This is a genomic window from Belnapia arida (assembly GCF_016773205.1).
Taxonomy (GTDB): Bacteria; Pseudomonadota; Alphaproteobacteria; order Acetobacterales; family Acetobacteraceae; genus Belnapia; species Belnapia arida.
The window spans coordinates 69,225-82,968 of record NZ_JAETWB010000017.1; the positions used below are offsets into that span (position 1 = coordinate 69,225).

Annotated in this window: 14 protein-coding genes and 2 pseudogenes; 9 read left to right on the forward strand and 7 right to left on the reverse strand. The window is 66.9% G+C overall.

Annotated features, from left to right (window positions below; translation table 11 throughout):
• The first annotated feature begins 13 nt into the window (after nt 1-13).
• Both JMJ56_RS22525 and JMJ56_RS35355 read left to right on the forward strand, forming a co-directional pair.
• Complete coding sequence (locus tag JMJ56_RS22525; RefSeq protein ID WP_456318798.1) at nt 14-2,203, forward strand: heavy metal translocating P-type ATPase; 2,190 nt, start codon at nt 14-16, stop codon at nt 2,201-2,203.
• Entirely contained in the window at nt 2,200-2,445 is a 246-nt protein-coding gene (locus JMJ56_RS35355) for a GDCCVxC domain-containing (seleno)protein (protein ID WP_328702452.1), read from the forward strand. The genes JMJ56_RS22525 and JMJ56_RS35355 overlap by 4 nt, the downstream gene beginning before the upstream one ends.
• A gap of 110 nt (nt 2,446-2,555) precedes the next feature.
• Here the strand turns inward: JMJ56_RS35355 and JMJ56_RS22530 are convergent, their stop codons facing one another.
• Nucleotides 2,556-3,218 (reverse strand): glycine zipper family protein, encoded by a 663-nt coding sequence (locus JMJ56_RS22530; RefSeq protein WP_202834023.1) that lies wholly within the window; start codon nt 3,216-3,218, stop codon nt 2,556-2,558.
• A gap of 290 nt (nt 3,219-3,508) precedes the next feature.
• On the opposite strand from JMJ56_RS22530, the gene JMJ56_RS22535 reads away from it, so the two are divergent.
• Nucleotides 3,509-3,895 (forward strand): DoxX family protein, encoded by a 387-nt coding sequence (locus JMJ56_RS22535; RefSeq protein ID WP_407927936.1) that lies wholly within the window; start codon nt 3,509-3,511, stop codon nt 3,893-3,895.
• 46 nt (nt 3,896-3,941) lie between these two features.
• Here JMJ56_RS22535 and JMJ56_RS22540 read toward each other — a convergent pair whose 3' ends face one another.
• Nucleotides 3,942-4,832: a cation diffusion facilitator family transporter gene (locus JMJ56_RS22540; RefSeq protein ID WP_202834024.1), complete on the reverse strand. Its 891-nt coding sequence runs from the start codon at nt 4,830-4,832 to the stop codon at nt 3,942-3,944.
• A 729-nt stretch (nt 4,833-5,561) separates the two neighbouring features.
• On the opposite strand from JMJ56_RS22540, the gene JMJ56_RS22545 reads away from it, so the two are divergent.
• Nucleotides 5,562-5,771, forward strand: a complete 210-nt coding sequence (locus JMJ56_RS22545; RefSeq protein WP_202834025.1) for a hypothetical protein — start codon at nt 5,562-5,564, stop codon at nt 5,769-5,771.
• A gap of 10 nt (nt 5,772-5,781) precedes the next feature.
• Nucleotides 5,782-6,432, forward strand: coding sequence for an SOS response-associated peptidase (locus tag JMJ56_RS22550; RefSeq protein WP_202834026.1), 651 nt, complete (start codon nt 5,782-5,784; stop codon nt 6,430-6,432).
• Nucleotides 6,433-7,391: 959 nt separating this feature from the next.
• Here the strand turns inward: JMJ56_RS22550 and JMJ56_RS22555 are convergent.
• From JMJ56_RS22555 to JMJ56_RS22570, 4 genes and pseudogenes are all read right to left on the reverse strand, one after another.
• Nucleotides 7,392-7,763 (reverse strand): hypothetical protein, encoded by a 372-nt coding sequence (locus JMJ56_RS22555; RefSeq protein ID WP_236038272.1) that lies wholly within the window; start codon nt 7,761-7,763, stop codon nt 7,392-7,394.
• 173 nt (nt 7,764-7,936) lie between these two features.
• Nucleotides 7,937-8,167: pseudogene (locus JMJ56_RS35590) on the reverse strand (PRC-barrel domain-containing protein); the annotation flags it as partial.
• Between the two features lie 255 nt (nt 8,168-8,422).
• Nucleotides 8,423-8,563 carry a hypothetical protein gene (locus JMJ56_RS22565; protein ID WP_236038274.1) on the reverse strand — a complete coding sequence of 47 codons (141 nt, stop codon included), beginning with the start codon at nt 8,561-8,563 and terminating at the stop codon, nt 8,423-8,425.
• Nucleotides 8,564-8,932: 369 nt separating this feature from the next.
• Nucleotides 8,933-9,100 (reverse strand): DUF1194 domain-containing protein, encoded by a 168-nt coding sequence (locus JMJ56_RS22570; RefSeq protein WP_202834055.1) that lies wholly within the window; start codon nt 9,098-9,100, stop codon nt 8,933-8,935.
• 219 nt (nt 9,101-9,319) lie between these two features.
• On the opposite strand from JMJ56_RS22570, the gene JMJ56_RS22575 reads away from it, so the two are divergent.
• From JMJ56_RS22575 to JMJ56_RS22585, 3 genes are all read left to right on the forward strand, one after another.
• Nucleotides 9,320-10,489 (forward strand): sensor histidine kinase, encoded by a 1,170-nt coding sequence (locus JMJ56_RS22575; protein ID WP_202834029.1) that lies wholly within the window; start codon nt 9,320-9,322, stop codon nt 10,487-10,489.
• A gap of 244 nt (nt 10,490-10,733) precedes the next feature.
• A complete protein-coding gene (locus JMJ56_RS22580) occupies nt 10,734-12,467 on the forward strand; it encodes a response regulator (RefSeq protein ID WP_202834030.1) in 1,734 nt (577 codons plus the stop codon).
• A gap of 137 nt (nt 12,468-12,604) precedes the next feature.
• Nucleotides 12,605-12,760: a hypothetical protein gene (locus JMJ56_RS22585; RefSeq protein ID WP_202834031.1), complete on the forward strand. Its 156-nt coding sequence runs from the start codon at nt 12,605-12,607 to the stop codon at nt 12,758-12,760.
• Nucleotides 12,761-12,934: 174 nt separating this feature from the next.
• On the opposite strand, the gene JMJ56_RS22590 is transcribed toward JMJ56_RS22585, so the two are convergent.
• Nucleotides 12,935-13,336 (reverse strand): MarR family winged helix-turn-helix transcriptional regulator, encoded by a 402-nt coding sequence (locus tag JMJ56_RS22590; protein WP_202834032.1) that lies wholly within the window; start codon nt 13,334-13,336, stop codon nt 12,935-12,937.
• Nucleotides 13,337-13,429: 93 nt separating this feature from the next.
• On the opposite strand from JMJ56_RS22590, the pseudogene JMJ56_RS35595 reads away from it, so the two are divergent.
• Nucleotides 13,430-13,606 (forward strand): annotated as a pseudogene (locus tag JMJ56_RS35595) (HAMP domain-containing protein); the annotation flags it as partial.
• Between the last annotated feature and the right edge of the window lie 138 nt (nt 13,607-13,744).

A 13,744-nucleotide genomic window follows, 5' to 3' on the forward strand; every position in this document is an offset into this window, starting at 1 on the left:
CGGGATGGTGGCGATGGCGGACGGCGAACTGGTTGAGGTGGACGCGAGGTCCCCAGCGACCCTGCGGTACCGGGTCGAGGGCATGGATTGCCCCTCCTGCGCCTCGAAGATCGAGACGGCTGTCGGCCGGGTGGCGGGCGCCGAGGACATCCGGGTCAACTACGGCACCCAGATCCTGGCCTTCCGGCTGGACGAGGCAGCCACGCCCCGATCGGCCATCGAGGACCAGGTCCGCAAGCTCGGCTACGCCATCGCGCCGGTTGAGGGGCCACGGGTCATTGCGGGTGAACCGGGCGCCGCCGAGCCCGAGGTCCGCAGTCCTGTCCGCCAGCGCTGGTGGAGGGGCGCCAAGGCCCAGCTGGCCGCCGTGCTCGGTGGGCTGACCGCGGTCGGGTTCGCCGCCTCGCTCGTCGCCCCCGCCCTGGACCATTGGGCCTACCTGCCCGCCGCCCTGTTCGGCCTCGCATTCTTCGGCCGGAAGGCGATCGCCGCAGCGCGTGCCGGGTCGCCCTTCAGCATCGAGATGCTGATGTCGATTGCCACGGTCGGCGCCATTGCTATCGGCGCTGCCTCCGAGGCGGCGGTTGTGGTCTTCCTGTTCACCATCGGCGAGCTCCTCGAGGGCGTCGCGGCCGGTCGGGCGCGGGCGGGCATCGAAGCGCTCGGTGCCCTGGTGCCGAAGACGGCGCTGCTCGTTGAGAACGGCACGGCGCGAGAGGTGTCCGCTGCCAGGCTGAAGGTGGGCGACCTCGTGCTGGTCCGCCCAGGCGACCGCGTCTCTGCGGATGGCGAAGTGGTCGAGGGCGCGTCCGAGGTGGACGAGAGTCCCGTCACCGGCGAATCCGTGCCGGTGTCCAAGGCTGAGGGCACCCCGGTCTTCGCGGGTAGCGTCAATGCCTCGGGCGCGCTTCAGGTCCGGGTGACGAAGCCTGCCTCGGACAACACCATCGCCCGCATCATCCGCTTGGTGGAGGAGGCCCAAGAAGCCAAGGCGCCCACCGCCCGCTTCATCGAACGCTTCTCTGCCGTCTACACGCCTATTGCCGTCTCCATCGCGGCCTTGGTCGCCGTGGCGCCGCCGCTCCTCCTCGGTGCTGACTGGGACACCTGGGTCTACCGCGGGCTGGCGCTGCTGCTGGTGGCCTGCCCCTGCGCTCTCATCCTCTCAACACCCGCGGCCATCGCCTCCGGCCTAGCGGTCGGTGCCCGGCGCGGCCTGCTCGTGAAGGGCGGCGGCGCCCTGGAGACCATCGGCCGCGTCCGCACGGTTGCTTTCGACAAGACCGGTACCCTGACCGAGGGGCGCCCGCGCGTTACCGACGTCCTGGTGCTGACCGGCTCCGAGCGTACCATGCTCGGCCTCGCCGCTGCCGTGGAGAACGGGTCCAGCCACCCGCTCGGCCGCGCCATTCTTGAGCGAGCGGCAGCGGACGGCATCCCGCTGCGCCCTGCAAAAGACTCGCGGACCATTCCCGGCAAGGCCGTCGAGGCCGTCGTCACCGGCAAGCAGGTCAGCGTCGGCTCGCCCTCACATGCGAGCGCACAGGCGCCGCTCCCAGCCGACGTGAAGCAGGCGGTGGGCGGGTGGGAGGGCGAAGGAAAAACGGTGGTCGTCGTATCCGTGGACGGCAGCCCCATCGGCCTAGTCGCCGTCCGCGACGAGCCTCGCGCCGACGCTGCCGCTGGCATTCGGGCGCTGCGCGACTTCGGAGTGCGGCCAGTGATGCTGACAGGGGACAATCCGCGAACCGGCAAGGCCATCGCCGCCGCGCTCGGCCTCGATGTGCAGGCGGGCTTGCTGCCAGAGGACAAGCTACGCGAAATTGGTGTCCTGAAGGAGAGGGCGCCGGTGGCCATGGTTGGCGACGGCATCAACGACGCCCCCGCGCTGGCCGCCGCGTCGGTCGGCATTGCCATGGGTGGCGGGACCGACGTGGCGCTCGAGACCGCCGACGCCGCGCTGCTGAACAGCCGCGTCGTGGACGTCGCTGCCTTAGTTGGGCTGTCGCGCGCGACGCTGGCGAACATCCATCAGAACGTGGCCATCGCACTCGGTCTGAAGGCGGTCTTCCTGGTGACGACGGTCATCGGCGTCACCGGTCTGTGGCCCGCCGTCCTCGCTGACACGGGTGCCACGGTGCTGGTGACGATCAACGCCCTGCGCCTCCTCGGGCACCGGTTCCGCTTCAAGGATGACCGGTGATCCTAGAATCGACCATCACCTGCCCGGTCTGCGGCACCGCAAAGACTGAGACCATGCCGACCGACGCCTGCCAGTTTTTCTACAATTGCACGGGATGCGGAAGGCTGCTCCGCCCAAAGCCGGGCGACTGCTGCGTGTTCTGCTCCTACGGCACGGTCCCGTGCCCGCCCGTGCATGCCGAAGGCCGGGGCTGCTGCCGCGCCACGGTGCCGCCAGTCGCGTCTCCAATGGACGAAGGATGATAGGCGCGGGCCCTTATGACCCTGCCGACCGTGCAGGCGGCACCCTGGGCGTCGCCCATCCACCTCGCAGCTGGGGCGCCATGGGCAGATCGGCGATTCCATCCGCAGCCCTAGTGACGGCGGCCACCGCCACCATGGCGGCCGCCGAAGTGGTGGTGGCCACCGAAGTGATGACGGTGGCCAAAGTGATGGTGGTGGCGATGGCCCCAGCCGCCGCCGAAGAAGCCGAACGACACGGCAGGGCCGCCCCAGTAAGGAGCGTAGGACGGGGCGCCCCAGTAGGACGGGGCACCGTAGTAGGTGTTCGGGGCATAAAGGTAGGGCGTGCTCGCCGCCGTCGTCGGCATCTTGTTGCCGCTCGCGGTCATGCACTGAACGTAGGCCGCGTCGTAACGCTGCTGCAGGCTGCCCGCCGACGCCTGAGCGTTCCCGGCGCCAACGGCCGATCCCGCCAGCAGGCCGCCTCCGGCGCCGATCGCGGCCCCCGCCCCCGCATTGCCGCCCGCCGCCCCGAGCAGGGCACCCGCACTGGCGCCGAGCGCCGTGCCCACGGCGGCGCTGCCGACCGCACTCTGGTTCGCCGCCTGCTGGGGCGAGCCGCCGATCTGCTGCTGCGCGTGGCCGCGGCAGGCGGCGTCCTCTTGCTGGAACTGAGCAAGGTTCTTCCCCTCCGCTGGAACCATCCAGACGTTGGGACCCGTCGGCGGCGCGACAGCGCAGGCGCCGAGGGCGAGCGCCCCGGCGAGTGCGGAGGTAAACCTGAGGCCCGACATGGCGGCGTTTCTCCGGCCCGCTTCACAGCTGTGCCTAGCCGGGCGGGCTTGTGGGAAAAACGTCCTTGCGGACCATCGGTTCAGCCCGGCCCTGGGCTGCCGCCCGCGCGAGCCGCGACGAACAGCCGAGCATGGGGTATCCGAGGACCGGCCACCATCAGGGGTTCAGCGTGCGACCAGCGCCAGACCCAGGGGATCCGTCAACCGATGCCGACCATCGTTTCAAACCGGAGTGCAGCATGCTGAAGACCCAGACCCTCGCCGTCGAGTGAGCGCACCGCCTGCTCAGCGTGCTCCGCATCGTCGCCGCGCTCATCTTTCTCGAGCACGGCACCCAAAAGCTGTTCGGTTTCCCGCCGCGCGCCAGCGGCATGGGACCCGAGACCTTCTCCCTGCTGTGGTTCGCGGCGGTAATTGAGGTTGTCGGCGGGGTCCTGCTGCTGCTCGGTCTTTTCACGCGGCCGGTGGCGTTCCTCCTCGCGGGTGAAATGGCTTTCGCCTACTTCATCGGCCACGCGCCGCGGAACCTGTTCCCGGTGCTGAACGGCGGCGACGCCGCCATCCTTTACTGCTTCGTGTTCCTCTATATGTCCGCGGCTGGCGGCGGCGTCTGGAGCCTCGACCATGCCAGGGAGCGGAAGTCGCTCGGCGTCGGGCAGAACGTCATCGCCAGCTGAGTCCTGCTTGGCCAGGGCCGCCTTGAACGGCGGCTTCGGATGCCGGTCAGGGCAGGACGAGCACGCCCGACTGCTTGGCCTTGTGCGGCGGCTCGAGGTGGATGGTGATCAGGGCGTCTCCGGTTTCCTCGCGGAGCGCGTGCTCGACGCGGTCGCAGACGTCGTGCGCCTCGCCGACCGGCATCTCGCGGGGGACCACGAGGTGGAACTCGATGAAGGTCACCCTGCCCGCGTGCCGGACCCGGAGGTCGTGCGCCTCGATGGCGCCTTCGGCATTCTCCGAGATAACGGCCCGGATGCGGTCGAGCACCTCCTTAGCCGGGGCGGCGTCCATCAGGCCACCAACCGATTCCCGGACCAGGCCCCAGCCGGTCCAGAGGATGTTGAGGGCCACGACGGCCGCTAGCGCCGGGTCGAGCCAAGCCCACCCGGTGAGCGGCACCAGCGCGAAGCCGACCAGGACGCCGCCCGAGGTGAAGACGTCGGTCAGCAGATGCTTGCCGTCGGCGGTCAGGGCAGGTGAGCGCCAGCGCCGACCGAAGCGCAACAGGACTGAGGACCAAGCGGCGTTCATCACCGTCGCCACCCCGTTGATGGCCATGCCGAGCAGCGGCGCATCCACCGGGGACGGGTTCAGGAAGCCTTGATACGCCTCGCGCAGGATGGACATGGCGGCCACGAGGACGAGGACACCCTCGATGACGGCGGAAAAGTACTCCGCCTTGTAGTGGCCGTAGGGGTGGTTCGCGTCCGGCGGCAGGGCGCTGACCCGCAGCGCTACCACGGCGGCGGCGGCCGCCGCCACGTTGATGATGCTCTCGAGCGCGTCCGAGTAGAGGGCAACGCTGCCGGTCACCCACCAGGCGGCGAACTTGGTGGTCAGGACCAAGCAACCGACGACGAGGCTGCCAAGAGCGAGTTGGACAGTGCGAGGCATGGGGGGAACTCCGGTCTCTCTGGACACCCCGACCGTGGCCCGGAGCGGGACCGCAGGCGTGGCGCGCCAGGCAAGCGGGCTCGGCACGTTGAACAGGAGCACGTCCAGCCACATTGGCTTCCGACATCATAGGGCACGCATGAACAGGTGCTTAACTGTTCATATGTTACAGCGGTTCCGCCTGCTCGATGCCAAAGATGCCCCTCCGACGGCGCTCGGGCGGCCTGGGGCCAGGAATGACCTCGCGGTCAGAGCTCGCGGGGCGTCACCCAGGGTCCGGCGGACAGGCAGCCCGCCATTATCTCGAGGACGGCGGCGACGCGAGCCGGTCGGTGCCCGCTGGGCGGCATACGACGTTCAGCGCGATCGGCGGCATGGACCAGTCGGATGGTGGCTTCGCGGGAAGCGGCGCTGCACTCCGACCGGAACGCCGCGGCGGCGCGAGCGGTGCGACGCCACTTGCCCGAGACGAAGGACGGCTCGGCCGGGCGGGGCGCCTGCTGCGCCCCCCACCTGGACAGCGTCTCGGCGGGACCGTAGCGGCTTGCGCCGCCAGATCCACGCACTCGGGCCAGGATCGGACAGCCCTCCTGCAACTCCCAGAACTCCATGCCTGCTGAACAGGGCTTGCATGGACAGAAGGGCTTACGGGGCAACCCGTGACTGGTAACTCCGCTTGGTTCGGCATGGGGCTTGGGAGCCACATCCTCGGCCGGTCAGGAGGGTAGCATGGCAAACCTGTGGACGAAGAAGAACCCGCTGCTGAGCATGATGCTGAGCGGCACGAATGCCTGGGCCGGAGCCGCCCGCAGCACCATGACTGCCCAAGTCAGGCGCCAGCACTCGGCGGCCATGCGCGAGGGCGCCAACCGGGTGACCGGGTTCTGGACGGCAGCGATGACCGGCGCAACGCCCAAGGCGCGGAAGAAGCGGACTTGAGGCGCGGGCGATGTGCAACCTCTACAGCATGACCAGTAACCAGCGGGCCATCCTCGGCTTGGCGCGAGCGACCAGAGACACGACCGGCAACTTGCCGCCGCTGCCCAGCATCTTCCCGGACACCATGGCGCCGGTCGTCCGGCAGGCGGAGGACGGTGAGCGCGAACTCACCATGATGCGCTGGGGCATGCCGGGGCCGATCCAGTTCGGCGGCGCCCCGGTCACCAACATCCGCAACACCCGCAGCCCGCACTGGCGCCGCTGGTTGAGCCCGGCGCATCGCTGCCTGGTGCCGGTGACCTCCTTCTGCGAATGGGAGGACACCAAGCCGAAGAAAACCCCGGTGTGGTTCGCCCTATCAGCGGAGCGCCCCCTATTTGCCTTTGCCGGGATCTGGACCACTTGGACTGGGGTGCGTGGCACGAAGGCCAATCCTGTGGACGGCGAGCACAAGCTCTATGGCTTCCTGACCTGCGACCCGAATGGCGTGGTCGGACCCATCCACCCCAAGGCCATGCCGGTGCTGCTCGCCACCCCGGACGAGATGGAGACTTGGCTCGAGGCGCCCTGGGAGATTGCCCGGAAGCTACAGCGCCCGCTGCCGGACGCCGACATGCTCATCGTGTCCAAGGGCAACCGACAGGATTCGGGGGTGGCCTGAACAGAATCGGGACGGCAGGCGAGAAGCTGTTCGCGGTGTTCCACTGCACTCTCGGCGGCCTCCTAATCGTCCTCGCGTCGCTAGCCTTCGACCTCGTGCTCGCAAGACATGGGGACTGGCCAGCCCGGCGGTTCATGGCAGTCGGCGCGCTCACCGTGGACTTGGTGAGTTTGTGCTCGGTGCCATGCTCGTCCCAGCTCTCAATCGAGCTTGGCTACAGAGGACAGCCGCATCAGTGGGGAGGTTCCGAAGATTAACTCAACGCGCCCATCAAGACCAAGCGTGTCCCAATAAGCTACAATCGCCTGCTGGTCTGCCGCGGGCATGTCGCGACGTGTGCGCATTGTTATGCGCTGCCGCTGCGCTGGCGTTAGTTCCTCCCAGAATTGAGTGAGCCAGCGGTTTTGCCGCACCCGAAGCTGAGAACTAGATGCCGGTGCTGCTATTGCTGATGTTACGACAGGAGCAGCCCTGGTGAACGTGGCGGAAGCTGCAGACCTGGCTAATGGCGGATTCGGCCGTGGAGCCATGGCGCGGATCGGGCCAGGCCGTGGATTGAGTTCTGCACAACCTCCAAGAACCCAAGCCAATGCAGCCAAAGAGAATGCGAAACCTCTACGCACGACCGGGAATCCTCCTACTCAATGGGGGAATGCCCCAGTGTTACGACGACGGTAGCCAGCCCACATCGGCGATTCCGCCGCGCAAAAGCTTCTGCATTCCCGCCGCCTGCCTTGCGGAGTTGCCAGACCACACTGGAAAATCGGCGCAATGATGATTTCGCGGAGCGAACGGGAGATTATGCGCTGCCGCAAGCGTATCGCTGCTCGTGGCATCTTTGGCTGTTTCTGCCGCAGCCCAAGGCCAACACCACAGAGCCAAGCGCCCGTTCCTTAATAAAGAAGCACCGGTGCCTCCTCTGCAACTCCTGGCACCACGCCGGTAGCCAAGCCTCCAGGTTAGAATGCGTGATGCGCGTGGCGCGCTAAGCTTAATCCGTGTCGCCGAACCGCGTTCTGCACTGCTTCTGCGTCTCGCGAATTCAATGCGATAATAAGCCTTTCGGCTTCTGACGAGTGGAGCGGCCTCTCGCCGCTCGCATGCTGCAAAAGGCTGAGTTCTGCTTCACGCAGCCTGGCAACAGCGTCCTCGTCGCACATTCCGCGTAGGGCTCGCAGAACGGTGTCGTGCATCTCAAAGACGAATGGGTTGGGTGTTGTCAAAGCCTTGAGGAAGGCGTCTTCGAACGCGTCGAATGCCTCGTTGAAGGCTTCGGAGCGCAGCAGTGAATGGTTTCCGTTCATGGCACCGCAACGCAGTCGACGTGACATTGGCCAACTCAGACAGTGCCGGTTTAATGCGGATGTGAACGGTTTCACGGCCTCGTTCCATCCGAGAGCGCATCACGGAGGCTCAGGAGAGTTGTGCACGAATCGCCGCAAACGCAGGATGTCGTGTACGCACGACGGCTACGGCTATGAGATGCAGCGGCTCTCCAGGACTTTTACGTGCCAAGTGCGCGTAGCTTGGCGCGCTCGAGTCGCTCGCGCGTGATGTCCACTACGTAGCCGCCCAGGCTGGTGTCGTGAATGAGCAGGCGCCAGGACACCGGGCGGTAACCCTCGCCAATCCCAAGGAGGCCGCCGAAGTTCAACACTGTGTAGGCGACCTGCCCCGAGTACTTGTGGAGCATCACGTTGCGGACCGAACCGAGGCGGCTAGCCTGACGGTCGTAGACCGCGTTTCCTTAAACCTTTTCGGAGGCGATTAGCCGGTCGGTCCCGCTGATTGCAACACTACCATCGCCCTCACTCGTACAGGTCGTTCCTGCCATGCCTGACATGACCACCTCCGTAGGAGCCGATGGAAGCCAACAAAACGGGGACGGGTTGGCGGGGTCCGGTCGATAGCGGACGACTTGTCTCTGGCCCTCGCGAGCGCCGCTACAGCGGATGCGTGCAGGCACTCGCAGTGCGGCCATTTCCGTTCGTCAGGATCCACGCGGCCCAGGCGTGACCCCCTCAATTAAGCGCAGCCACTCCGCGGGCAGCGGCTCGGCGGCGATGCCATCGAACTCCTTGTGGAGGCTGTGCTGCAGCCAGCGGCCGAATACGTCGCTCTCCACTGGCATAGCTGAGTCCTGCCGTAATCGCCACGTCCCTCGATGAGGCATTCTGTCCCTGCATGTGCCCGAATGCTCTTGGCTCCCGTCGTACGGCACTCTCGCCTCCTAATTAGCAGCCGCCTGCGCCGCATTTCCGTACGCAACATCCCGCAGTCTCAGCCCCAACCAATGCGGCGCATGTCTCTGCGGTTCGGCGCCCCTGAGGCGTAATCAACGGCGGAGGTGGGCGCCGGTTTCCGCCTCTGCGACCATGTCAGGCCGACGTCCCTACACGGCGGAGCCCAGCCATGCCTGCGGCTGTGGCGAACTGCCCAGGGCCACGCGGCTCAGGGCGTGTCGGTTCGGAGCAGCATCTCGGGCGCGAGCGGGGGCGGATCAGCCGAGGATTACTACCACCTTGCTGCTTTTGACCGTGATCACGGCGGCCATAACTAGGAGAGACGAGCGCACCGCAACGCCGAAGCTCTTGAACTCTTCGGCAACGACCAGGAAGGCGCCGGGACCGCCGATAACGCTGTCCCTATGATATTCGTCTGGCCGGATGGTGCGGCGCCGAAGGTTGGGTGGTCGTTCAAGATGGCTACGCCATGCGTCACCCGCGGGTCACCTCAGAATCCGGTCCCGATTCGACTTCATGGAATCGCCCGCACGGTCTAGGAAGGGAGTATCAGATCTTAGCTGCGGCGGGCGGTGCAGCGGCACATCGGTCCAATGGGGCCCGCTTCGCTGAACAGCCAGGAACTGGTTTGGAGACCGCTACCCATGCCCATTCGCGCCATTCTCGCCCACACCGGGGAAGAGCTCGCCATGCGCTTGCGGCAGCAGGAGCTGGTTGCCCGCTTTGGTCACTTCGCCTTGCGCGGTGAAGACCTTCAGGCGACGTTCGACGAGGCATGCCGGGTTGCGGCCGAGGGCCTGGAGACGAAGTTCGCCAAGGTGCTGGAATGGTTGCCTGCGGAGGGTGTCTTCCTGGCCCGGGCCGGGGTCGGCTGGCGGTCTGGCCTGATGGGTTGCGCGCGCGTTGGCGCCGACCTCGCCAGCCCCTCCGGCTATGCGTTCCGCACCGGCGAGCCCGTCATCTCGAACCATCTTGAGGACGAAGACCGGTTTCGGACGCCACAGATGATGGTCGAGCACGGCATCCGGAGAGCCATTAACGTGCTTATCGGGGAGGGCGACAGACGCTTCGGTGTGCTCGAGGCGGATTGCACCGAGCGGGGCGCCTTCGACCGCTTTGACATCGCCTTCCTGCAGTCGCTTGCCAACATCCTTGCCGCAGCGGTCGAGGTCCACGGGAGGTGGGCAGCGGCCCGCGAAGGTGCGGCAGCCAAGGACCTGCTGATGGCCGAAATCCACCACCGAGTGAAAAACAGCCTTCAGTTGGTTCAGAGCATGCTTGCCCTGCAGGCGCGCGCCGCGGCGGCAACTGAGGCGGCCGCCCCACTTGCCGAAAGCGCGGCGCGGGTGCGTACCATCGCTGCTCTGCACGACCGCCTCTACCGTGCCAGCACCGGGCTTGAAGTTGAGGTGTCCCCCTACCTGCATGGACTCATCGAGGACCTACGAGCGTCGATAGCGCCAGCGCAGGCGGAGCGGGAGATTCACCTCCAGGCGGATTCGGCGGCCTGGGGCGCCGCCGAGGTAACGACACTGGGTCTGGTCCTGACCGAGCTCGTCACCAATGCCATCAAGTACGGGAAAGGGAATGTTCACGTGGTCTTCCGCCAGTCGCTCCTGGACCATGCGGAGCTGGTGGTCGAGGACGAGGGGCCTGGCTTACCCGCCGACTTCAACCCAACACGCAGCAGCGGGCTGGGCATGCGGCTTGTAAAGGGGCTGCTGAGTGGTCACGGCGGTCTCGACGTTGACCGGAGCGTCAGCCACACGCGCTTCATTGCGAGACTGCAGTATACGCACGGAACCTCACATTGAAGCATTAGTGGGCCGTCATTCATCCCGCACGGGGCAGCATGGGGACGGATAGGTGTCCGGCTAAGATTTCTTGCCACTGATGCTGTGAGCTTGCGTGCAGGTCTGGGTGTCCGGGCCCGGATCGCTCATGAGAAAGCTGCCGAACACCGAATCGAACTACTCCTGGCCGCTGAACCTCACCCCCCTCCGGACGTTTCTGCAGCTTGCAAGCCGCACTGGAAACTAGAAATGGGGTGAGTGTCGGGTGGATCTGCGGTCAAGCCTCCTCTCGAACGACACCATCCGGCACGGACCGCGGATCCGTGCATTGCAGCGGACCGGGCTGCTCGACACGCCACCCGAGGAGACGTTTGACCGCGTAACTCGGCTTGTTTGCCGCGTGCTGCGGGTGCCTGTCGCCCTGGTCTCACTGGTCGACGCGAACCGGCAGTTCTTCAAGAGCGCCACGGGCTTGCCGGAACCCTGGGCCTCGCGGCGGGAAACGCCCCTCTCGCATTCCTTTTGCCAGCATGTCGTCACTTCCGGAACGGCGCTCATCGTGGAGGACGCCCGGTCGCACCTACTGGTTCGCGACAACCTCGCTATTCCCGATCTCGGCGTGGTCGCCTACCTCGGCATGCCGCTCGCGCTGCCGGATGGGCAGGTCATCGGCGCGCTCTGCGCCATCGACACAGTGCCGCACCATTGGACCACCAATGAGACCGAGACACTGCGAGACTTAGCCACAATCATTATGGACGAGATCGCGTTGCGCCAACTGAACGGCGACCTGGAGGCCCGGGTGGGGCAGGAGGTCGCGGCACGCGAGGCAGCACTGGTGGAGCGGGCAAAGGCGCGGCGGCTGGAGGCGCTCAGCCAACTCGCGGGCAGCGTCGCGCATGACATGAACAATGTCCTGCAGGCCGCAGGTGGCGGTATCCGCCTCGCGATCCGGCGCCTCGAGCGCGACCCGGCCACCGCCCGCCACCTGCTCGATGCTGCGCTCGAGGCCTTGGACCGCGGCGCCTCGGTGACCCGGCGGCTGCTCTCCCTGGCGGGGCGCGGGGTGCTCTTCCCGGAGCCGTTGAACGTCGCTGCTCTGCTGGCCGACCTGCGCGGTGCGCTTTCCTCATCCGCGGGTGGGGTGCTCGACCTGCGGGTCGCCGCATCGGACGACCTCCCCCCTATCCTGGCAGACCGGACCCAGTTGGAAGCGGCACTGAACGCGCTCGCGGCCAACGCGCGCGAGGCGATGCCTGATGGTGGGGCGCTTACGCTGGGCGCATCGACCGAAACGGTGTGCAAAGGCATACCGCACCGGGCGCGGTTGAAGCCGGGCACCTACATCCGCTTAAAGGTTATCGACAACGGGACGGGCATGAGCGCCGAGACGCTGGCACAAGCCCCGGAGCCGTTCTTCACAACGAAGGATGTCGGCAAGGCCACGGGTCTCGGGCTCGCCACGAGCCGCAGCTTCGCCGAGCAGTCCGGCGGCGGGTTGGCCATCGAGAGCGAGCCAGGACGCGGCACAACGGTGACCCTTTGGCTGCCACAGGCCGGAGAGGAGGATGCGGGGGAAGAAGACCCTGGCCAAAGCTCGCCACCCGCCTCTCCGCCGGGCCGCCGCATCCTGCTGGTGGACGACGACCCGTTAGTCCTGCGCGTCTTCAAGGTGCAGTTGGCGGAGGCGGGGCACGCCGTGCTGGCGGCCGGGGGTGGCGCTGAAGCGCTGGCGATGCTGGATCGGGGAGAAGCGGTGGACTTGCTCGTCACGGATCTGTCGATGCCCGGCATGGATGGGGTGGAGCTGATCCGGGCGGCACAGGGACGCAGGCCCGGACTGCCTGCCGTCCTTATCACGGGCCATCCAGTCAATGCCGCAGCGCCAGCTGACGAGGACGCCCGAGCCGCTGCCTTCCAGCTCATGCACAAGCCGGTGTCCGGTCCATACCTGGCGGACCGGATCGCAACCATGCTGCACAGCGTGCCGCCCCCATAGTGCGCCTGCCGACCGGCGTGCGCGGGCAGGAGGGCACCGACGGCGGACGGGCACTGAGCGGCGACGCAGCGGGGCAGGCCCAGCTTGCCGCCGGAGTTGTCGCATGGCTGGCCCGTCTCCTTGGTGGAGACGGACGCGTGTCCCGAAGCGGTATGCACGGGCGCCACCTGCATCAAGGTGGCGGCGTCGCGCTATGCTACGCAGTGCTCGGCGGCGGCCTGCTGGACGGGCGTGGCCGCCGAGGCGTGCCGCATGGCGGGACCCGGCAAGGCGAGCAGAACCAGCGCGAGTAAGCCCGCGATGACCTTCCTGAATGTGCTCGTGCTCCTCGGCATCCCTGATATCCTTGGTCTCGGGTGATCTTACCCGGTGTCGATAACCTAGCCCGCGTGGCACTGGGCTGAGAGTCGAGCGGCGGCGGCTTTTCCGCGGCGGACATCCTTTGTCACGGCGTTCGAATGCGCTGGCTAGCGAGCCATGGCGCCGACCAACCGGTCCCGCTGGGCTGGATCAAGAGGGTTCAGGAACGACGTGGCGAGTTCGTCCGAGAGCATCTCGTAGTTCGCCCGTTCCGTCATCCCTTGGGGCGTCAGGACCACCCGCCGAACCCGCGCATCGCTCGAGTGCGCCGCCGTTTGGATGAGTTCCTGCGCTTCAAGCGAGCGCAACAGGCGGCTTAGATAGCCGGAGTCGAGGTTCAACCGCTCGCGCAAGGTACGTACGTCGGTGCCATTGGGCCCGACCTCGTGCAGCAGCCGGGCCTCGCTGAGCGGGCGACCACGTTGCAGGTAGCTGTTCTCCAACACGCCGATGTGCAGCGTGACGGCTCGGTTGAATCGGCGAACCTGCTCGATATGGCGCTCGTGCATCCTCTGACCGTAGTCAGAAATAACCACCCTGCAAAGAGGCCACTAACCCTCCCCGCTAGCGTTTGCGATAAAGCATGTCTGCTCGCCGCCTGCATGGCCGCCAATCTTGACCCTCCCATTTCCCTGCTGGTCGTGCGCTGGATCACCCAGCCGTTGCGGCACCCCGCCAAGGCTGCCGAGGATTTCAGCAAGGGCACTGCACCGGTGCCGCTGACGGAGAGCGGACCGCGCGAGGTCCAGGAGGCCGCGCGGACCTTCAACGCTATGCAGGCAAGGATCCACCGCCTGGTCGCCGACCGCACGCAGGCGCTCGCCGCCGTCAGCCACGACCTGCGCAGTCCCATCCAGCGCCTGCGCCTGCGCGCGGATTTCCTCGACCACGTCGAGGCGCAGCGGGCCATCGACGAC